The sequence below is a fragment of the Pseudomonas sp. MAG002Y genome (genome assembly GCF_019400845.1).
GTDB classification, from domain to species: domain Bacteria; phylum Pseudomonadota; class Gammaproteobacteria; order Pseudomonadales; family Pseudomonadaceae; genus Chryseomonas; species Chryseomonas luteola.
The window spans coordinates 34704-52994 of the sequence record NZ_WOEJ01000007.1 but is presented as its reverse complement, the minus strand read 5'-3'; the positions used below and the strand labels follow the sequence as shown (position 1 = coordinate 52994).

The 18291-nt window shown below is 51.6% G+C and carries 21 protein-coding genes and 4 tRNA genes; 14 read left to right on the top strand and 11 right to left on the bottom strand.

All coding sequences use genetic code 11. The features are described 5' to 3' along the window. Positions 1 to 24 precede the first annotated feature (24 nt). The 7 genes from hflD to GM154_RS11710 all read right to left on the bottom strand — a co-directional run bounded on the left by hflD (position 25) and on the right by GM154_RS11710 (position 7703). The gene (hflD, locus tag GM154_RS11740) at positions 25 to 645 is read right to left on the bottom strand and encodes a high frequency lysogenization protein HflD (protein ID WP_010794897.1); all 621 of its coding nucleotides are present in this window, start codon (positions 643 to 645) and stop codon (positions 25 to 27) included. Next, positions 642 to 1760: a tRNA 2-thiouridine(34) synthase MnmA gene (gene mnmA / locus GM154_RS11735; RefSeq protein WP_219652337.1), complete on the bottom strand. Its 1119-nt coding sequence runs from the start codon at positions 1758 to 1760 to the stop codon at positions 642 to 644. Before mnmA ends, hflD begins: the two co-directional genes overlap by 4 nt. A 57-nt stretch (positions 1761 to 1817) precedes the next feature. Beyond that, on the bottom strand, positions 1818 to 2258 hold the full coding sequence (locus GM154_RS11730; protein ID WP_150347066.1) for an NUDIX hydrolase: 441 nt from the start codon (positions 2256 to 2258) through the stop codon (positions 1818 to 1820). 92 nt (positions 2259 to 2350) lie between these two features. Next, positions 2351 to 4579, bottom strand: coding sequence for an NADP-dependent isocitrate dehydrogenase (locus tag GM154_RS11725; RefSeq protein ID WP_219652336.1), 2229 nt, complete (start codon positions 4577 to 4579; stop codon positions 2351 to 2353). Between the two features lie 498 nt (positions 4580 to 5077). Then, positions 5078 to 5953 carry a protease HtpX gene (gene htpX, locus GM154_RS11720; protein WP_010794893.1) on the bottom strand — a complete coding sequence of 292 codons (876 nt, stop codon included), beginning with the start codon at positions 5951 to 5953 and terminating at the stop codon, positions 5078 to 5080. Positions 5954 to 6046: 93 nt separating this feature from the next. Then, a complete protein-coding gene (locus tag GM154_RS11715; RefSeq protein ID WP_010794892.1) occupies positions 6047 to 6487 on the bottom strand; it encodes a hypothetical protein in 441 nt (146 codons plus the stop codon). Between the two features lie 4 nt (positions 6488 to 6491). Continuing rightward, on the bottom strand, positions 6492 to 7703 hold the full coding sequence (locus tag GM154_RS11710) for a pyridoxal phosphate-dependent aminotransferase (protein WP_010794891.1): 1212 nt from the start codon (positions 7701 to 7703) through the stop codon (positions 6492 to 6494). 196 nt (positions 7704 to 7899) lie between these two features. Between GM154_RS11710 and msrB the strand changes: the two genes are divergently transcribed. From msrB to GM154_RS11690, 4 genes are all read left to right on the top strand, one after another. Continuing rightward, positions 7900 to 8298: a peptide-methionine (R)-S-oxide reductase MsrB gene (gene msrB, locus GM154_RS11705; RefSeq protein ID WP_219652335.1), complete on the top strand. Its 399-nt coding sequence runs from the start codon at positions 7900 to 7902 to the stop codon at positions 8296 to 8298. Then, positions 8291 to 8806: a glutathione peroxidase gene (locus tag GM154_RS11700; RefSeq protein ID WP_219652446.1), complete on the top strand. Its 516-nt coding sequence runs from the start codon at positions 8291 to 8293 to the stop codon at positions 8804 to 8806. Before msrB ends, GM154_RS11700 begins: the two co-directional genes overlap by 8 nt. A gap of 76 nt (positions 8807 to 8882) precedes the next feature. Continuing rightward, a complete protein-coding gene (locus tag GM154_RS11695) occupies positions 8883 to 9779 on the top strand; it encodes an ATP-binding protein (protein ID WP_219652334.1) in 897 nt (298 codons plus the stop codon). Further along, the gene (locus tag GM154_RS11690; RefSeq protein WP_219652333.1) at positions 9772 to 10254 is read left to right on the top strand and encodes a GAF domain-containing protein; all 483 of its coding nucleotides are present in this window, start codon (positions 9772 to 9774) and stop codon (positions 10252 to 10254) included. The genes GM154_RS11695 and GM154_RS11690 overlap by 8 nt, the downstream gene beginning before the upstream one ends. Positions 10255 to 10295: 41 nt before the next feature. Here the strand turns inward: GM154_RS11690 and GM154_RS11685 are convergent, their stop codons facing one another. Further along, positions 10296 to 11054 (bottom strand): hypothetical protein, encoded by a 759-nt coding sequence (locus GM154_RS11685; RefSeq protein WP_219652332.1) that lies wholly within the window; start codon positions 11052 to 11054, stop codon positions 10296 to 10298. Positions 11055 to 11262: 208 nt separating this feature from the next. Between GM154_RS11685 and GM154_RS11680 the strand changes: the two genes are divergently transcribed. From GM154_RS11680 to GM154_RS11665, 4 genes are all read left to right on the top strand, one after another. Further along, a tRNA-Glu gene (locus tag GM154_RS11680) sits at positions 11263 to 11338 on the top strand. A 3-nt stretch (positions 11339 to 11341) separates the two neighbouring features. Then, positions 11342 to 11417: transfer RNA gene (locus GM154_RS11675), tRNA-Gly, on the top strand. 67 nt (positions 11418 to 11484) lie between these two features. After that, positions 11485 to 11560 (top strand) — tRNA-Glu (locus GM154_RS11670). Between the two features lie 3 nt (positions 11561 to 11563). Continuing rightward, positions 11564 to 11639 (top strand) — tRNA-Gly (locus GM154_RS11665). Positions 11640 to 11723: 84 nt separating this feature from the next. Here GM154_RS11665 and GM154_RS11660 read toward each other — a convergent pair. After that, entirely contained in the window at positions 11724 to 12134 is a 411-nt protein-coding gene (locus tag GM154_RS11660; protein ID WP_010794885.1) for a PA2817 family protein, read from the bottom strand. Between the two features lie 163 nt (positions 12135 to 12297). On the opposite strand from GM154_RS11660, the gene GM154_RS11655 reads away from it, so the two are divergent. The 3 genes from GM154_RS11655 (at position 12298) to queF (ending at position 14905) form a co-directional block, all read left to right on the top strand. Then, entirely contained in the window at positions 12298 to 13230 is a 933-nt protein-coding gene (locus GM154_RS11655) for an ABC transporter ATP-binding protein (RefSeq protein WP_122042219.1), read from the top strand. Then, complete coding sequence (locus GM154_RS11650) at positions 13227 to 14006, top strand: ABC transporter permease (protein WP_150347071.1); 780 nt, start codon at positions 13227 to 13229, stop codon at positions 14004 to 14006. Before GM154_RS11655 ends, GM154_RS11650 begins: the two co-directional genes overlap by 4 nt. Positions 14007 to 14071: 65 nt before the next feature. After that, positions 14072 to 14905, top strand: a complete 834-nt coding sequence (gene queF / locus GM154_RS11645) for an NADPH-dependent 7-cyano-7-deazaguanine reductase QueF (RefSeq protein ID WP_219652331.1) — start codon at positions 14072 to 14074, stop codon at positions 14903 to 14905. A 2-nt stretch (positions 14906 to 14907) separates the two neighbouring features. Here queF and GM154_RS11640 read toward each other — a convergent pair whose 3' ends face one another. After that, a complete protein-coding gene (locus GM154_RS11640; protein WP_010794881.1) occupies positions 14908 to 15174 on the bottom strand; it encodes a DUF4404 family protein in 267 nt (88 codons plus the stop codon). Positions 15175 to 15389: 215 nt separating this feature from the next. Here GM154_RS11640 and GM154_RS11635 point away from each other — a divergent pair, with 215 nt between their 5' ends. Continuing rightward, entirely contained in the window at positions 15390 to 16037 is a 648-nt protein-coding gene (locus tag GM154_RS11635) for a VacJ family lipoprotein (RefSeq protein ID WP_037030381.1), read from the top strand. Between the two features lie 56 nt (positions 16038 to 16093). On the opposite strand, the gene GM154_RS11630 is transcribed toward GM154_RS11635, so the two are convergent. Continuing rightward, positions 16094 to 16393, bottom strand: a complete 300-nt coding sequence (locus GM154_RS11630) for a PilZ domain-containing protein (protein ID WP_074823944.1) — start codon at positions 16391 to 16393, stop codon at positions 16094 to 16096. Positions 16394 to 16617: 224 nt separating this feature from the next. Here GM154_RS11630 and rssB point away from each other — a divergent pair, with 224 nt between their 5' ends. Beyond that, a complete protein-coding gene (gene rssB / locus GM154_RS11625; RefSeq protein WP_010794878.1) occupies positions 16618 to 17802 on the top strand; it encodes a two-component system response regulator RssB in 1185 nt (394 codons plus the stop codon). Then, on the top strand, positions 17799 to 18281 hold the full coding sequence (gene rssC / locus GM154_RS11620) for an anti-sigma factor antagonist RssC (protein WP_074823947.1): 483 nt from the start codon (positions 17799 to 17801) through the stop codon (positions 18279 to 18281). Before rssB ends, rssC begins: the two co-directional genes overlap by 4 nt. The last annotated feature ends 10 nt before the right edge of the window (positions 18282 to 18291 follow it).

Below are 18291 nucleotides of genomic sequence, written 5' to 3'. Positions count from 1 at the left end.
GCTGAGCGCGAGCGAGATGGCTGATCAGCTGTTTAGGAGAGGATAGAGCTCATCAAGCATCTTGCGTCGACTAAAGACCATCTGCCAGCGGTGTCCGCCGAGTTGTCGCCAGAGACGGGCAGAACGAATGCCGGCCAATAGCAATGCTCTAACCTTGGCGGCGTTGGCTGGTATCTGTAGGTAACGCATCTCGCCATGCACCTGAATACGCTGGCGAAATGTACTCAGTGTGTCTTCATAGATACTGCCAAAGCTGGCAATGACGTTTTCATGCGTCAAACCAAAGTGTTGAACCTGCTGCTGCACCTGATCAAGGCGCTTGCCAATCAGTTCCAGCATATCTTCGCGCCGGTCTAGCCGTCGTTCCAGAGCAATCATCGACAAGGCGTATTTAAGAGGCTCTCGCTGCAGGCTTGAGGGGTTGCGCTCCAAGGCGCTGGACAACGCCCTCATGCCATCGCGCAGGTCGATACTGTCTCCGCCATAGACCTCAAGTGTGGTTTGTGGGTTTGTAGCCAGCAGGCTGCCCAACATGCAGGCCAGTGGCGCCTCGCTGATCTGTCCCGTCTTGGCCAGGCGATCGACCAGAAACGCGGCCTCGAAGACGGCACCCAGTGCTACCAGTTGCTCATGTATCGACGTCATGCTGCAGGGCTCTCCCTATATGCAGGCTCAGCGTCTTCGATAACACCACCACCCAGGCAAATCTCTCCATCATAGAAAACAACAGATTGACCTGGGGTGACAGCCCTTTGTGGCACTTCAAAGACAGCACGATAACCGGTGGCTGCTCTTTCAAGGCGGCAGGCCTGATCCTGCTGGCGATACCGTACTTTGGCTTTCAGCTTGAGAGGGGACGTCAAATCGACCGGGTTGACCCAGTAAATAGTGTTGACGGTCAACGCTTGAGAATACAGCCAGGGGTGTTCGTTACCCTGACCAACGATCAGAACGTTACGCTTCAGGTCTTTGCTCAGGACGTACCACGGGTCATCTCCGGAATCCTTCATGCCACCGATGCCCAGCCCCTGCCGCTGGCCAATGGTGTGATACATCAGTCCATGATGTTTGCCGATGATCTTGCCTTCGGTGGTTTCGATATTGCCGGGCTGAGCGGGCAGGTACTGCTTGAGGAAATCGGCAAAGCGGCGCTCGCCGATAAAGCAGATACCGGTAGAGTCTTTTTTTCGTGCTGTGGCCAGTCCGTATTTTTCGGCAATCGCGCGAACTTCGGGCTTTTCCAGTTCGCCTACGGGGAACAATGTCTTGGCCAGCTGTTCGCCACCCACCGCGTGGAGGAAATAGCTCTGGTCCTTGTTGGGATCCAGGCCTTTTAGTAGCTGGGTCTGGTCGTTTTCGTCCCGACGGCGAACATAATGACCCGTGGCGATAAGATCGCCCCCCAGCATCAAGGCGTAGTCAAGAAATGCCTTGAACTTAATTTCCCGGTTACACAGGATGTCTGGATTGGGCGTTCGGCCTGCCTTGTACTCTTCCAGGAAGTGTTCGAAGACGTTATCCCAATATTCGGCTGCGAAGTTGGCCGTGTGCAGCTTGATACCAAGCCGGTCGCACACTGCCTGGGCGTCAGCTAGGTCTTCTTTGGCTGTACAGTATTCAGTGCCGTCATCCTCTTCCCAGTTTTTCATGAAGAGGCCTTCGACCTGGTATCCCTGTTCCTTCAGGAGCAGCGCTGAAACAGAGGAGTCCACTCCGCCTGACATGCCGACAATGACGCGTGTTGAAGAGGGCGTATGCATATGCAGAAGTATTCAGGAAAAAGCACAGTTTAACAGGGTAAGGCAGGGCACGGCGACCTAGAGACGGATCACTTCCAGGGGGAAGGAGCCAGTGCTGAGATAATCATCAACGCAGCGCAGGACCAATTCACTGCGCCAGGAGGTCTCATTTGCAACCAGTTCCTCCCGGGTCATCCATTTAGGGCCGATAATGCCCTCGTCGAGTGGGTGCTCGGGTAGGTGGCGAAGCGGACGCGCTGAAAAGCAGACGCGCTGGTAGGTCACACCATTGCTAGGAGCGGTATACAAGTAAATGCCTGTGACACCTGTAAGCTCAACTTCCCAACCGGTTTCTTCGAGGGTTTCTCTACGGGCGGCGTCAAGCAGGCTTTCATTGGCCTCAAGGTGCCCGGCCGGCTGATTGAGGCGTGGCTGGCCATCAATCAGTTCTTCGGTAAACAGAAAACGTCCCTGATCTTCAATAACGGTTGCGACGGTGATATGGGGTTCCCATTTCATAAGAGGCCCTGTTTTCAGTGAAGCATAGAGGTAAAGGCTGAAAGCAGAACCCCGGCACTGGGCCGGGGTTCTGTAAGCACTAGCGTGTCATATTAGGACAGCGTGGCCAGGGCTTCGTTAAGGGTCGCGCTTGGACGCATTGCCTTGCTGGCAAGTTCTGCGTTCGGGTGGTAATAGCCACCAATATCCACAGGCTTGCCCTGTACTTCGTTCAATTCGGCAACGATCTTGGCTTCATTGTCGGCAAGCTGCTTGGCCAGCTTGGAAAACTTCGCCTGCAGTTCGCCATCCTCGGTTTGCTCAGCCAGTGCCTGAGCCCAGTAAAGGGCTAGGTAGAAGTGGCTGCCACGGTTGTCCAGTTCGCCTACCTTGCGTGAAGGTGACTTGTTGCTGTCCAGGAACTTACCGTTGGCTTGGTCCAGTGTCTTAGCGAACAGGCGGGCCTTGGCATTATTGGTCGCATGGCCGTAGTGATCCAGCGATTCGGAGAGCGCCAGGAACTCACCTAGAGAGTCCCAACGGAGATGGTTTTCCTGTACGAACTGCTGAACGTGCTTGGGTGCAGAGCCGCCCGCGCCAGTCTCGAACAGACCGCCACCGTTCATGAGCGGAACGATGGACAGCATCTTGGCACTGGTACCAAGCTCCATGATGGGGAACAGGTCGGTCAGGTAGTCACGCAACACGTTACCGGTAACGGAAATCGTGTCCTTGCCTGCACGGATGCGCTCAAGGGACAGGCGAGTTGCCTCAACCGGAGAGAGGATCTGGATGTCCAGGCCAGCGGTGTCGTGATCTTTCAGGTAGGTCTGTACCTTTTTGATCAATTGGGCATCATGGGCGCGTGCAGGATCCAGCCAGAACACTGCCGGGGTGTTGCTGGCACGTGCGCGGTTAACTGCCAGTTTTACCCAGTCGCGGACCGGAGCATCCTTGGTCTGGCACATGCGCCAGATATCACCTGCCTCGACAGTATGCTCAAGAAGAACATTGCCGTTGGTGTCAGTAACACGAACCACGCCGTCAGCGGGGATCTTGAACGTCTTGTCGTGGGAGCCGTATTCCTCGGCCTTCTGAGCCATCAGACCTACGTTAGGTACACTACCCATGGTAGCCGGATCGAAAGCGCCGTTTTGCTTGCAGTCTTCGATAACCGCTTGATAGACACCGGCATAGCAGCGATCAGGGATCATGGCCAGGGTATCGTACAGCTTGCCATCGGCGCCCCACATCTTGCCTGCTTCACGAATCATGGCGGGCATGGAGGCATCGACAATCACATCGCTTGGAACGTGCAGGTTGGTAATACCCTTGTCAGAGTTCACCATGGCCAACTGGGGGCGCTGCTCGTAAACGGCTTTGATATCCGCTTCGATTTCTGCCTGCTTGTCTTCCGGCAAGGTTTTGATCTTGGCGTACAGATCACCAATACCATTGTTTAAATCAACACCCAACTGATTCAACGTGTCAGCGTGCTTTTTGAGCGCATCAGCATAAAACACCGAAACTACGTGACCAAACATGATGGGGTCAGAGACCTTCATCATGGTTGCCTTGAGGTGCAGGGACAACAGAACGTCGCTGTTCTTTGCGTCAGCAATGGCGGCTTCGATAAAGCTGGCCAGAGCCTTCTTGCTCATGACTGATGCATCGATCAGCTCGCCAGCTGTTACGGATGTTTTTTCCTTCAGTACCTGCGTGCTGCCATCGTTGGTGGTCAGCTCGATCTTGACCGTGCCTGATGCTTCGATCAGCGCAGACTTTTCGCTGCCATAGAAGTCGCCCTCATTCATGTGCGCGACCTTGGTCTTGGAGTCTGCGCTCCAGGCGCCCATTTTATGAGGATGCTTTTTGGCGTAATTCTTGACGGAAAGAGGTGCGCGGCGGTCAGAGTTACCCTCGCGTAGAACCGGGTTAACAGCGCTGCCTTTGATCTTGTCGTAGCGAGATTTGACGTCTTTTTCCGTGTCGTCTTTTGGCTCGTCCGGGTAGTTCGGTAGTGTGTAGCCTTGATCCTGAAGTTCCTTGATAGCTGCTTTCAGCTGAGGAACCGAGGCGCTGATGTTAGGCAGCTTGATGATGTTGGCTTCAGGAGTGGTAGCCAGTTGGCCAAGTTCAGCCAAGTGGTCAGAAATCTTTTGGTCTTCGCTTAGATATTCAGGAAAAGTAGCGATGATGCGGCCAGCTAGAGAGATGTCGCGGGTTTCAACAGCAATGCCTGATGATTCGGTAAACGCTTTGACGATAGGAAGCAGGGAATAGGTGGCAAGGGCAGGTGCTTCGTCTGTAAGCGTATAGATGATCTTCGACGTTGTAGACATTTGTTACGTTAACCTCTCTGTATCATAGCGATTGCGCCTATTTGAATGGCACCGAACCAGCTAGTTCACCGACAAGGCACCGGTAGACGCAGATGAAAACGCGAGATTTGAGAACAATTCCGGGCACTTGAGCAGGCCAGAAAGGTTTGCCGTTAACGACGCGCCGGGTTTCAAGCCTGCACACACTGAGGCAGGCCCGACCGGACCCGTCCCGGATTGATCTCGGGCTTCTAGGGCCCAAAAATCGTCACGGAGTATATCAGCTAGGGAGGTCTTTCGCATTGCCGGGTTTGTTTGAATAACTACACAAATCTTTATAAGTGAAGTGATTACCTTTCAAATGTTTATTTTCTGAACAATTGGCTCTTTAAAAGAGCGTAGTTCCTGCTTGGGACTTGGCTAATTTATTGGTTTTAATAAATTAGTTTTTAAACGAATAAAGTCTTTTAACTGCTGCGTAATAAAAAGCCCCGAGCAGGTCGGGGCTTTTTATTTGATTTAGCGTTGTTGGCGCAGTAGCGCCTCTATACGCTCCTCCAAAGGAGGGTGGCTCATGAATAGACCAGCAAAGCCATGGCCCTTGCTGCTCTTGATACCAAAAGCGGTCAGGGTGTCTGGCATTTGTCCTTGAATGTTCTGTTCCGCACGCAAGCGCTGCAGTGCAGAAACCATTGCATTTGTACCTGCCAGGCGTGCGCCTGCTTCGTCTGCACGGAATTCGCGAAAGCGCGAGAACCACATGACGATGATAGTCGCCAGGATGCCCAGAACCAGTTCAGCGACGATACTGGTAATGTAATAGGCGGGCCCATGACCTTCCTCTGTCTTGAAGACGGCCTTGTCGATGAAATTGCCGAATATGCGAGCAAAGAACATGACGAAGGTGTTCACGACGCCTTGGATCAGGCTCAGTGTCACCATGTCGCCGTTGGCTACGTGACCAATCTCGTGCGCCAGAACGGCGCGCACTTCTTCAGGTGAGAAGCGCTCAAGCAAACCCTGGCTTACCGCAACCAGTGCATCATTCTTGTTCCAGCCCGTTGCAAAGGCATTCGCTTCATAGGCAGGAAAGATGCCGACCTCAGGCATCCGGATGCCCGCCTCGCGAGACAGGTCCTCAACAGTTTGCAGTAGCCATTGCTCGTGACGAGTTCGGGGCTGACTGATGATTTCGGTTCCGGTGCTCATCTTGGCCATCCACTTGGAAATGAATAGCGAGAATAGCGAGCCGGCAAAACCGAAGACGGCACAGAAAATCAGAAGACTTCCGTAGTTCTGGCCTGTAAAACGATCTACTCCCAGCACTTTAAGCGTAATGCTGGCGATCAGCAGTACGGCCAAGTTGGTGCCAAGGAACAGCAGAATTCGCATCATGGTGTAAAGCTTCTCCTAACAACCGGAAGACTATTTCCTAGCGGCGTATATAAGGTCCGGTTGTTAGGGTTTCAATCAATCGACTATTTCAAACTATGTCGTTTTGTTGGCAGGCCTGAGTAAAAGACGCGTCAACAGCACGACTCGTTCGCTATCGCTTTCTGCCAGAGCGTCCCGTAGATGCTGGGCTAGGGTAGAACGTTGGCGTCTCACGCTAGGCGGAAGCGCTTCTGCTTCCTTAAGTAAGTGAGCGTGACTCGCTGAAAGACGTAGAAACGCTTTTTCGGTCAGGATGGCCTGGTCAAGTGCATCATAACCAAGGTTAGTGGTGTAGCGCAGATAGTCCTCTTCAGCGAGCCAGAGCAGCGCGCTAAAACAGCTCTGATGTCTAACACTGGGAAGCCCGAACTGGTCGGGCTCCTCTCGTCCAATCAGATCTTCGACATAGAGCGTCGCCTTGCGTGGAAAGCTTTGATAAAGCGCCAGCAGGCCTTTCGCTGCATCCTTGTAGAAGTCTTCGATATGGAGGTCCATGGGACTACTGCCGGTAATGTTTGAGGAAATTGCCAATTCGGCCAATAGCCTGTTCAAGGTCATCCACGCGTGGCAGGGTCACTACACGGAAGTGGTCAGGCCAAGGCCAGTTGAAGGCGGTGCCTTGAACGATAAGCAGTTTTTCCGAAAGCAGAAGATCCAGAACAAACTTTTCATCATTGTGGATTGGGCAAACCTTTGGATCGATTCTGGGGAAGGCATATAGCGCCCCCATAGGCTTTACGCAGCTTACGCCAGGGATGTCGTTCAATAGCGCCCAGGCACGGTTGCGCTGTTCCAATAAGCGCCCGTTGGGCAGTACCAGGTCATTGATGCTCTGGTAACCGCCCAGGGCGGTCTGAATGGCATGCTGGCTGGGCACGTTTGCACATAGGCGCATGTTGGCAAGGATATCAAGCCCTTCGATATAGCTCTGAGCTTTATGTTTAGGGCCGGAAATGGCAACCCAGCCCGAACGGAAGCCTGCCACGCGGTAGGATTTCGACAGGCCGTTAAACGTCAGGCACAGGACATCGGGCGCAAGCGAAGCCGTTGAAATATGCACTGCTTCGTCGTACAGGATCTTGTCATAGATCTCGTCCGAAAAAATGACAAGATTATGCTGGCGCGCCAGCTCCACGATATCTTCCAGCACCTCTTTGGAGTACACGGCACCCGTAGGATTGTTCGGGTTGATCAGCACCAGGGCCTTGGTATTGGAGGTGATTTTGCTGGCCATGTCTGAAAGGTCCGGAAACCAGTCCGACTGCTCATCGCATAGGTAGTGGACAGGTTTGCCGCCCGCCAGGCTGACAGCTGCAGTCCAGAGGGGATAATCTGGCGCCGGGATCAAAACCTCATCACCGTTGTTGAGCAGGGCCTGCATGGCCATGACGATCAGCTCGGATACACCGTTACCCAAATAGATGTCTTCAATGCCAACGCCCTCTACCTGCTTTTGCTGGTAGTACTGCATGACTGCCTTGCGCGCGCTGAACAGGCCCTTGGAATCGCTGTAACCTTGTGCGGTAGGCAGGTTGCGGATCACATCCTGAAGGATTTCTTCAGGTGCTTCGAAACCGAACGGTGCGGGGTTGCCAATGTTGAGTTTGAGGATGCGGTGGCCTTCCTCCTCCAGACGCTTGGCATGCTTTAACACTGGCCCACGAATGTCATAGCAGACGTTGGCTAGCTTGTTCGATTTACTGACCTGCATGTGTAACGGATCCCGGTTGGTAATAGCGAAGAGCGACCTGCGAAAGGTGCATGGTCGATGTCTGACTGTAGGTAGGCGTGCCTATCGGCTTGGCAGCGCCCTCAACGAGTGACAGACTGGAAGCAGATCATACGACTGCCCCTGCGTTTTCAAAAGAGACAGATGGGGCCTTTTCCATGGCGGAGGTGTTCATCCTATGGATAAAGTCATCAAATCCGAAGATGTTTGGCGTGACGAGCTGGATAATGACCAGTTTCGGGTGTGCAGACTAAAGGCGACGGAAGCGCCGTATACCGGTAAGTACTGTGATACCAAGACGCCTGGGGTGTACCAGTGTGTCTGTTGTGGGCAAGCGCTTTTCGACTCGGAGACCAAATACAGTTCAGGCTGTGGCTGGCCCAGCTTTTATCAGCCTATCTCGAATGATGCTTTGCGAGAGGAAGAGGATTTTAGTCATGGGATGCATCGTATAGAGGTGCTTTGTTCGCGTTGCGATGCGCACCTGGGGCATGTGTTCCCGGATGGTCCACGACCGACGGGTTTGCGTTACTGCATAAACTCCGTTGCGCTGGATCTTGTCCCTCGTGATGAATAAAACAGACGCTCAGGCTGCGGAAGGCAAAAGCCTTTTGCAGATTCCGTTTACATTGATGAATGGGAAAGCGTGCTGCCTGGCTGATCTTTCTGCGCGAGCCTATCTGTTGGTCAACACTGCCAGTCGCTGTGGATTCACGCCTCAATACGAGGGGCTTGAGACGTTGTGGCAGGCTTACAAGGCTCAAGGGCTAGTAATTGTGGCCTTTCCATGTGATCAGTTCGGTCATCAGGAGCCTGCTGACAATGGTGAGATCGAACAGTTTTGCAAGGCCCGCTTTGGTGTCTCCTTTAACGTATCTCAAAAGATAGAGGTCAATGGTGCCAATGCCCATCCTTTATTCGAGGTACTAAAGGCGAAGGCGCCGGGGGTGCTAGGTACGCAGCGTATAAAGTGGAACTTCACAAAGTTTCTGGTTAGTGGTGATGGTGAAAAGATCAAACGCTTCGCGCCGCTAGTGAAGCCTGCGTCGCTAAAGGGACAGGTAGAGCGGTTTCTTTCGCTGTGACTCGAATGTCATGCTGAATCTTGCGGCTCTCGCTATATATAAAGGTGAGTCGCCGTTTTTGTGTAAGGATAAGTACGTGGAATCTAGACTCGATACATTTCTGGTACGTGCGGAAGGCGTGCTGGCCCGTTTGGAGCCTTTATTGCCAGCACTGCGCGAGCCGATTGATTGGTCTCAAACCGTTGCGGCTCGCTGGCGTCGTGAAGGGCAGGGAGGCTATCTGCAGCCTATTGAAGTCAATCTGGATCTGCGATTATCTGATTTACAGGGCGTTGATAGACAGCAGGTCCTGCTTGGGCAGAATACGCAGCAGTTTGTAGACGGCATGCCCGCCAATCATGCTCTGTTATGGGGCGCTCGCGGTACAGGCAAGTCATCCCTGGTCAGAGCATTGCTCGCTGAGTATGCACAGCGCGGATTGCGGCTAATAGAGATTGAGCGTGATCATCTGACAGATCTGCCACGTGTGGTTGCGCAAATCAGTAAACAGCCTCAGCGGTTTGTGTTGTTTTGTGATGATTTGTCGTTTGATGCCAGCAACGATGACTATCGAGTGCTGAAAAGCGTACTGGATGGCTCGCTTGAGCAGGCGCCTGATAACGTTCTGCTTTATGCAACTTCGAATCGCCGGCATTTGGTGTCTGAGCGACAAAGCGATAACGCTGACTGGGAGCGAAGTGCGGATGGCGAGCTACACCCTAGTGAGGCGGTAGAAGACAAGATCGCGCTCTCGGATCGATTTGGGTTATGGCTTTCCTTCTATCCTTTTACCCAGGATCAGTTTCTTCAGGTAACCAAGCACTGGGTCGAGGTATTGGCTACCCGCGCGCAGCTTGTGTGGCAGTGGAGTGAGGAAACTGAAAAGGAAGCTATTCGCTGGGCGCTCGGCCGAGGTAATCGAAATGGCCGCTGTGCCTATCAATTTGCCCGTCATTGGGTTGGTAAACAGCTTTTGGATGTCGCAAATGCGTGATTTGAGTGAAGTGGGAAACGATCTGGGTGGCTATGAGCTACTAGCGGCACAGTTAGAAGCGCTTCTTTCTGGCGAAAACGATTTCATCGCCAACGCCTCGCAGTGTTCTGCCTTTCTTTTCCATGAGTTGCCTGACCTAAACTGGGCGGGCTTTTATCTGTGCAAAGACAATGAGCTTGTGCTTGGTCCGTTCCAGGGCAAGGTTGCCTGCGTTCGCATACCCTTTGGGCGTGGTGTCTGTGGTACGGCGGCGCAAACGCGCGAGACGCAGCGTGTTGAGAATGTACATGTATTCGCGGGGCACATTGCTTGTGACAGTGCGTCAAACAGTGAACTTGTTATCCCGTTGATAAAGAATGAGCGTCTGATTGGTGTGCTGGATCTTGATAGCCCCAAGCTAGGTAGATTCAGTCTGGATGATCAGAAGGGTATCGAGCGATTGGCAGCAATACTGCTAGCCGCAAGTGATTGCTGATAATAAAAGCGCAGCCCCTTGGGGCTGCGCTTTTATTGCTATTAGTCGTAGAGTGACTTCATAGGGGCATCTTCCTTCTCCATCTCCTCTAGCCCCTTTAATAGTTGCGTAGGTTCGCGGACCGGTTGCCCTGCACCAATTTCTCCCTTGATGACGCTGACTTGTTCATCAAGGTACTGAAGATGTTCATTGAACTTGTCTGAGTGAGGCTGTTTACGGATATATTGAGCGGCTTTCTCGAATGCCTGTCTGGCAGGAGCCAGTTGTCCCTGATCAATAAACTGACGGCCCAGGTGATCAAAGAATTCGAAGTGAAGTAGCGTCATTAGCGCTCTTATTTCCTCGTCCCAATAACCAGCCTCTTTAGCCTCAATCAGTCCATTCTGGATGGCGTAGGTGATTTGTGCGTGTAAATTTTCAAGCTGCGCACGAACCTGCTTTGCCTTAGCTTCATTCGCGATAACCTGGGCTGCGTTTGTGATCTCGACTTGATCACCCTTGGCCAGCTCAGCCTCCAGATGATTCATGCGTGCCGCCAATACGGGAGTCTTCTCCTTATTAGGCATGCGCTGAAGAAGTGTCAGTTCAAGCCTTGATAGTAAAAGCTTGAGGGCAGGGGTCATCCATTGCCCCGGTAACGTGTCGGACAGCTGCTCATAGCGTCGGATGCGGTTAACCAGCTCCGCTTTCAAGCGTGTTTTTTCAAGCTGATGCGCTTCAAGCTTCTGGTTGAGAAAGCTGATGAAAATCAACAGCACAGCTCCCGTCACAACCAAAATGGCAATTATAGATACAGACATCAAGGCCTCCTGCTGGCCTGCGAGTCAATAAAACAAGTACTACTATATTGGCAGCGCGGCCATCTTCTTTAATGGCAAAGTCATTGATTTAAAAAAAATTAAATAGGTGTTGACGGGTCTCGAATGTCTCTCTAGAATGCGCGCCACTTCAGACGCAAAGCTGAAAGCGAAGCGAAAGAGGTAGGAACTGTTAAAGCTCCAAGGCTGCGTCCCCTTCGTCTAGTGGCCTAGGACACCGCCCTTTCACGGCGGTAACAGGGGTTCGAGTCCCCTAGGGGACGCCATATGCGGGAATAGCTCAGTTGGTAGAGCACGACCTTGCCAAGGTCGGGGTCGCGAGTTCGAGTCTCGTTTCCCGCTCCAAGTTTTAAAGCATGGCATGCGCGGTGCTTGTGTTAATAGAAATATGCTTTGCATGTTTCAAGGGTTTGTCCCCTTCGTCTAGTGGCCTAGGACACCGCCCTTTCACGGCGGTAACAGGGGTTCGAGTCCCCTAGGGGACGCCATATGCGGGAATAGCTCAGTTGGTAGAGCACGACCTTGCCAAGGTCGGGGTCGCGAGTTCGAGTCTCGTTTCCCGCTCCAAATTAAAAACACCGCCTTCTTGGCGGTGTTTTTGTTTGTGCATCTTGTTTTTGATGAGGGCCTTTGTGACCCTCATCGCTTTATCTAATGAGTTTGTCCGTTGTCTGGAAGCAGCATCAATTGCTTCTCTTGATTCCAGTCAAAGGGTTCTCCAGCAGCCTCTGCTTCGAAGCGGCGCTCATCCAGTGCCTGGTAGCGGGCGATTTCCTCGTCAGGCATGAAGTGAAGACAATCTCCCCCAAAGAACCACAGCAGGTCCCTGGGTACCAGATGGGCAACCTGGGGATAGCGATGGAAAATCTGGCTGATCAGGTCCTGCCCTAGATAATGGTTTTCTTCCGGATGTTTGGGCAGCTCAGTCAAAAGCTCGTCGAAGCGGTCCAAGAATAGCCCGTGGTTATCTTCAGGAATCTGCTCTGACTCACCCAATGCGGCCAATATGGTCCGCAGGTGCGCCAAAAGTGCCATGTTGTGTTCCAAATAGTCAGTGGCCATGTGTATGTCCCATTCATATACAGTGGAGCAGTATAAAGGCGGATGGCCGGACTGTCTTTTCTCACCCGATTTGGAATGATGTGGGCTTACATTCGTCAAAGGTTGTAAATCGGGTATTGCACCCTCATTTAGCCCCTCTAATTTTCTGAAATTTGTGAGCGAGATGAACGAAGCTCTGTCCATACGGCAACTCACTAAAACCTACGGAAATGGTTTCCAGGCGCTCAAGGGGTTGGACCTTGATGTCAACGAAGGCGATTTTTTTGCGCTTCTCGGACCTAATGGTGCAGGAAAATCTACCACGATAGGTATTCTGTCCACGCTGGTGAATAAAAGCAGTGGTCAGGTTTCGGTCTTCGGACACGATCTGGATCGTGATCCGGCAGGACTCAAGCGCTGTCTTGGGGTTGTGCCCCAAGAGTTCAACTTCAATCAGTTTGAAAAGGCATTCGACATTCTGGTTACGCAGGCAGGCTATTACGGAATACCTGCCAGGCAGGCCAAGGAGCGTGCCGAGGAATACCTGACTCAGCTAGGGCTCTGGGACAAACGAGATACCCCGTCCCGTATGTTGTCTGGGGGGATGAAACGGCGTTTGATGATCGCCAGGGCGCTCATTCACAAGCCAAGGTTGCTCATACTGGACGAGCCTACTGCTGGTGTGGATATTGAATTGCGCCGTTCGATGTGGAGCTTTTTGACCACTCTCAATCAGCAGGGTGTCAGCATCATTCTGACGACGCACTATCTGGAGGAAGCAGAACAGCTGTGCCGCAACATTGCCATTATTGACCATGGCACCATTGTGGAAAACACCAGCATGCGTGAGCTTCTTCAGAAACTACATGTCGAGACATTCGTCCTTGATGTAAAGCAGGCGCTATCAGTTGCGCCCTCTCTTCAAGATTATCCGGTCAGGCTTATCACCAGTCACTCGCTTGAAGTGCAAGTCGACAAGAGTGTTGGAATCAATGGCCTGTTCACTCAGTTGAATGCTCAAGGCATAGACGTCATCAGTATGCGCAACAAGGCTAACAGGCTTGAGGAGCTGTTCGTGTCGTTGGTAGAAAAGAACTTGGCAAAGGTGGCGAGATGAAAACTGAAATAAAGGCCAACCTTATTGCCTTGCAAACGATTGTCCATCGGGAGGTGCGACGCTTTACGCGTATTTGGCCGCAGACCTTGTTGCCTCCTGCGATCACTATGGCCCTTTACTTCGTTATCTTTGGCAATCTGATCGGTAGCCGAATAGGAGGCATGGGTGGGTTCTCCTATATGGAATACATTGTGCCGGGCTTGATCATGATGTCCGTTATTACTAATTCCTATAGCAATGTCGTATCAAGCTTTTTCAGTAGTAAATTTCAACGCTCTGTTGAAGAGTTGCTGGTCTCGCCTGTATCACCTCATGTCATTCTTATTGGTTATGCGTGTGGCGGTATCCTGAGAGGGCTGGCAGTAGCGGCTATCGTTACGGTTCTTTCTTTATTTTTTACCCATGTGCAGGTGCATCATTTAGGAATCACGTTGCTTGTGATCATCCTGACTGCTGCCATTTTTTCCTTGGGTGGTTTCATAAACGCGGTCTATGCCCGTAACTTTGACGATATCTCTATAGTGCCCACATTCATCCTGACGCCATTGACTTATCTTGGTGGGGTGTTCTATTCGATCGATCTGCTACCGCCGTTCTGGCAGGGCATGTCGATGGCTAATCCCATCCTGCATATGGTCAATGCATTCCGCTATGGGATATTAGGCGTTTCAGATATCCAAATTGGTGTCGCGATTGGTCTTATGCTGATTGCTGCCATTGTTCTCTATATATGCTGCATTCGTCTGCTGACGAGCGGGCGCGGCATGCGTCATTGATATATTGAGGACGCTATGGCGAGAGTACATCTGACATAGCGCGCCTCGGATTCTTGAGAAATTCTATGCAAACTGTCGATCATTCTCCGCTCGGTAAAACGAGTGAGTACGTGGATATCTATACGCCTTCATTGCTGTATCCCATACCGCGTAGCCCTAAATGGACCGAATTGGGGCTTACAAGAGAAACGTTACCTTACTGCGGTATGGATATATGGACGTGTTATGAGTTGTCCTGGCTGAGCTCAAAAGGTAAGCCTGTCGCTGCTATTGCCGAGTTCTCCATACCGGCCAACTCGCCAAATATCATCGAATCCAAATCATTCAAGCTGTATCTGAACTCACTCAATCAGACAACATTCGAAGGTCCTGAGGCGCTCACTGAGGTTTTAACAAGGGATCTGTCTCAGTCAGCAGGAGACCACGTTGGGGTTTTGGTAAAGCCAATAGATTTAGTAGCCAGGGAAGGGTTTGTTACGCCCCCCGGAAGCTGTATTGATGAGCTGGATATTGAGGTACAGCACTACGATGTGCCTAGACCGGATTTATTAAAAGCCTTACCTGGTCAGCTTGTGAAGGAGTCGCTTTATAGTCATCTGCTTCGCTCCAATTGCCCGGTTACGGGGCAGCCGGACTGGGGAAGCGTCGTGATTGAGTATGAGGGCAGAGCAGTGCTTGATCGGGCGTCATTGCTCGCTTACATCATCTCTTTCAGGCGTCATGCAGATTTTCATGAGCAGTGCGTCGAGCGCATGTTTCTTGATTTGCGTAGCGTGCTGGAGCCGGAGTCGCTTACTGTTTATGCGCGGTATGTGCGGCGGGGAGGGCTTGATATCAATCCTTATCGAAGCACTCATGCCGCACATCTGCCGGTAGCAGGGCGCTTGGCCCGTCAGTGACGTCAGATACCCATGCTCGCAAGGCTCTGCATGATCGAGCGGAGGGTGTTCGCTACTCTGGGGTGGCTGACTTCAAACCGCTCGACTGCCAGATTTACGCCATCGACGAGATTGGAATCCGGCTTGGTCGAGTCTTCGTGAGCAAGCTGCAGTTCTATATCCCTGATTAACAGTTCTAGCGAGGCGCGATCTTCCTCGCTTTCAGGAGGGCTTGTCTTGAGCTGGTGCTGTAGTTCGATCAGCTCCTGTTGCAGGCGAGAGGCGGGCATACGTTTTCTCCTTTTGAAGCGTACCCACCTGTAGACCTAATTGAGTGATCAAAGGTCAATAAGGCAAGTTGTTTCATCCGTAACCAATTGCAAAGACATCGCGGTTATAATTTTGCCACTCTGCCAGTAAGACTGGACAAACTCATCAGGAGAATATGATGCCGTTTAACAAAGGAGCATGGAGTACCCGTATTGGCGGCATTGCCTTTGGCGCAATGTTGACTGTCGCGAGTACCGCTGTGTTGGCTGCCTCGGAAGATGATCCATGGGAAGGGGTCAACCGAGGTATTTTCCGTTTTAATGACACGCTTGATACCTATGCGCTGAAGCCTATCGCGCAGGGTTATAACAAGATCACACCTGACGTCGTGCAAACGGGAGTCAGTAATGTTTTTCGTAACATTGGTGATGTTGGCAATTTAGCTAATGACGTTTTGCAGGCAAAACCGTATGCCGCCGGTGTAGATACCGCACGTTTGCTCATGAACACCACGCTGGGTGTATTGGGTATATTTGATGTGGCGACTCATGCGGGACTGACGAGAAATGACGAAGACTTCGGTCAGACATTAGGTCATTGGGGCGTTGGTAGCGGCCCGTATGTCGTCTTGCCTTTCCTGGGTCCCAGCACAGTACGTGATGGACTAGGCCGAATTCCTGATTCCTATGCCTCGCCATACCCCTATATGGGTGATGTAGCGGCGAGGAATTCGGCATTTGCGCTGAGTGTAGTAGATACACGCGCTAACCTGCTTGATGCCGAAAAAATGATTACAGGCGACAAGTACATCTTTATCCGTAACGCTTACTTACAAAGTCGCGAATACAAGATTAAAGACGGTAACGTGGTAGACGACTTTTAAGAGGACTCATCACGTCAGGCAGCAGGTCTCTGCTTGACGTGATGCTGATCTGTGATCTAATTCATGGAAAGGATGCTGAGTCCTAGCAGTTGACTGCCTTGTTCCAAAGATGTGACGCGAATCACTTCGGCTTCGGCTTCTAGCCCTTGTAGCTCCGGGTGTTCAGAGGGGATCACTACGATCACTTTGTCTCCTTCCTTGACGTGACTCTTAGCTTCGATCTGAAGCCCTGTGCTCGACAAATCACGGCAAATTGCGTCTATTTCCTCGCCATTTGTCCGAAGAATAGCCTTAGAATCAATCTGCATTCTAATAAAGTCGCGCTTTTCGCTGTACGAACGATCGCTTAAGCTCATTGGAACAAGTCTCTCAATAAAGGTACTTCGCAAGTAAACGAAACCATATAGCCTTAGCCTCAAGGCCTTGTAAAGCTAGCCTCAGCCGTTTGGATAGAAGGGGCGCTTGAACGGCTCGGCTGATGGGAGTAGTGTCTGCGCCGTATTAAAAATAGTACCTATTGCGTGCACCCTGGCCTGATCCAAAAGACCACCTCATAGGGATACGCATGCCTGGATAGTTTATGCCTAATCCCAGCGCCACACTTTTGATTATCGATGATGATGAGGTTGTACGCCTGAGTCTGGCGGATTATCTCGAAGATAGCGGCTTTACGGTCTTACAGGCTTCGAACGGCATGCAGGGTTTGCAGGTCTTCGAGCGTGAGCAGCCGGATCTCATTATCTGCGACCTTAGAATGCCTCAGCTGGATGGGCTTTCCTTGTTACGGCGCATTTCGGAAATGTCGCTCGATACGCCTGTCATAGTCCTCTCGGGCGCAGGGGTAATGAGTGATGTTGTCGAGGCGCTGAGATTGGGCGCGGCCGACTATCTCATCAAGCCTCTTGAGGATCTGGCTGTTCTAGAACATTCGGTTATTCGGGCGCTCGACCGTGCAAGGCTTCGCCTTGAAAATGATCGTTATCGCATCAAACTGGAAAATGCCAATCGAGAGCTTCAGGCGAGCCTGAGTCTTTTACAGGAGGACCAGAATGCCGGCCGGCAAGTGCAAATGAATATGCTGCCGGTAACACCCTGGGAAACCAATGGTTTGAATTTCGCTCACCAGATCATTCCATCTTTGTATCTCTCTGGTGATTTTGTCGATTATTTTCGCGTTGATGAGCACCGTATCGCTTTTTATCTGGCAGATGTTTCCGGACATGGAGCGTCGTCAGCGTTTGTAACGGTGTTGCTCAAGTTTATGACGACGCGGCTGTTGTATGAGTCTCGTCGTAATGGCACTCTGCCTGAGTTCAGGCCTTCCGATGTGCTGGGGCATATCAATCGTGGCTTGCTGAACTGTAAGCTGGGCAAACACGTTACCATGTTGGGTGGCGTGATCGATGAAGACAGTGGTGTACTTACTTACAGTATTGGTGGGCACTTGCCGCTTCCTGTGTTGCACACTGCAGAAGAGACACGCTTTTTGCAGGGGAAGGGGTTTCCGGTTGGCCTTTTTGAAGAGGCCAGCTATTCAGACCATACTTTGGAGTTACCCGCCAGTTTCAGCCTTGCGCTGTTTTCCGATGGGATTTTTGATTTATTGCCGGGAGAGAACTTGAAAGCGAAAGAGGCTTCTTTACCTGAACAGGTCCGCCTGGCCAATGGGACGCTAGGTGGGATTTCGAAGCAGCTTGGACTGGCCAACTTGGGCGAGATGCCGGATGATATCGCCATGCTGGTGTTAAGCAGGAACCTTGCATGAGTACCGGTAAAATCCAGTTCGCTGAAATGAATGGCACCTTTGTGCTCAAATTCATCGGCGAGGTGCGCTTGACATTATGCTCGGCGCTGGATGCCACTATTGAACAGATCTTTTCTGCGTTGAATTTTTCATCAATCGTAATCGATCTGATCGACACTAAAAGTATCGATAGTACGACGCTAGGCTTATTAGCAAAGCTCTCTATTCTTTCACGTCAAAAGATTGGCCTATTGCCAACATTGGTCACCACCAATCCAGATATCACACGATTGTTGGATTCGATGGGTTTTGATCAGGTATTCAATATCGTAAATCAGCCCGTGCCATGTTCGGACTGTCTGCATGACCTCCCCCCGCAGGATGAGTCTGAAGAAGTCGTCAGGGATAAGGTACTAGAGGCTCATCGTATACTGATGAGTTTGAATGAATCCAATCGTGAAGCATTCAAGGACCTGGTCAATGCTTTAGAAAAGCATTGACCAGGTCTGG

Coding starts and splice junctions, on each gene's coding strand:
- GM154_RS11700 (WP_219652446.1), top strand. CDS start 8,291: ATGAATAAAACAGACGCTCAGGCTGCGGAAGGCAAAAGCCTTTTGCAG.
- queF (WP_219652331.1), top strand. CDS start 14,072: ATGCAAACTGTCGATCATTCTCCGCTCGGTAAAACGAGTGAGTACGTG.
- GM154_RS11710 (WP_010794891.1), bottom strand. CDS start 7,703: ATGCAGGTCAGTAAATCGAACAAGCTAGCCAACGTCTGCTATGACATT.
- msrB (WP_219652335.1), top strand. CDS start 7,900: ATGGATAAAGTCATCAAATCCGAAGATGTTTGGCGTGACGAGCTGGAT.
- GM154_RS11630 (WP_074823944.1), bottom strand. CDS start 16,393: ATGAGCTTAAGCGATCGTTCGTACAGCGAAAAGCGCGACTTTATTAGA.
- GM154_RS11725 (WP_219652336.1), bottom strand. CDS start 4,579: ATGTCTACAACGTCGAAGATCATCTATACGCTTACAGACGAAGCACCT.
- GM154_RS11685 (WP_219652332.1), bottom strand. CDS start 11,054: ATGTCTGTATCTATAATTGCCATTTTGGTTGTGACGGGAGCTGTGCTG.
- rssB (WP_010794878.1), top strand. CDS start 16,618: ATGCCTAATCCCAGCGCCACACTTTTGATTATCGATGATGATGAGGTT.
- hflD (WP_010794897.1), bottom strand. CDS start 645: ATGACGTCGATACATGAGCAACTGGTAGCACTGGGTGCCGTCTTCGAG.
- GM154_RS11715 (WP_010794892.1), bottom strand. CDS start 6,487: ATGGACCTCCATATCGAAGACTTCTACAAGGATGCAGCGAAAGGCCTG.
- GM154_RS11655 (WP_122042219.1), top strand. CDS start 12,298: ATGAACGAAGCTCTGTCCATACGGCAACTCACTAAAACCTACGGAAAT.
- GM154_RS11650 (WP_150347071.1), top strand. CDS start 13,227: ATGAAAACTGAAATAAAGGCCAACCTTATTGCCTTGCAAACGATTGTC.
- rssC (WP_074823947.1), top strand. CDS start 17,799: ATGAGTACCGGTAAAATCCAGTTCGCTGAAATGAATGGCACCTTTGTG.
- GM154_RS11730 (WP_150347066.1), bottom strand. CDS start 2,258: ATGAAATGGGAACCCCATATCACCGTCGCAACCGTTATTGAAGATCAG.
- GM154_RS11690 (WP_219652333.1), top strand. CDS start 9,772: ATGCGTGATTTGAGTGAAGTGGGAAACGATCTGGGTGGCTATGAGCTA.
- mnmA (WP_219652337.1), bottom strand. CDS start 1,760: ATGCATACGCCCTCTTCAACACGCGTCATTGTCGGCATGTCAGGCGGA.
- htpX (WP_010794893.1), bottom strand. CDS start 5,953: ATGATGCGAATTCTGCTGTTCCTTGGCACCAACTTGGCCGTACTGCTG.
- GM154_RS11640 (WP_010794881.1), bottom strand. CDS start 15,174: ATGCCCGCCTCTCGCCTGCAACAGGAGCTGATCGAACTACAGCACCAG.
- GM154_RS11660 (WP_010794885.1), bottom strand. CDS start 12,134: ATGGCCACTGACTATTTGGAACACAACATGGCACTTTTGGCGCACCTG.
- GM154_RS11635 (WP_037030381.1), top strand. CDS start 15,390: ATGTTGACTGTCGCGAGTACCGCTGTGTTGGCTGCCTCGGAAGATGAT.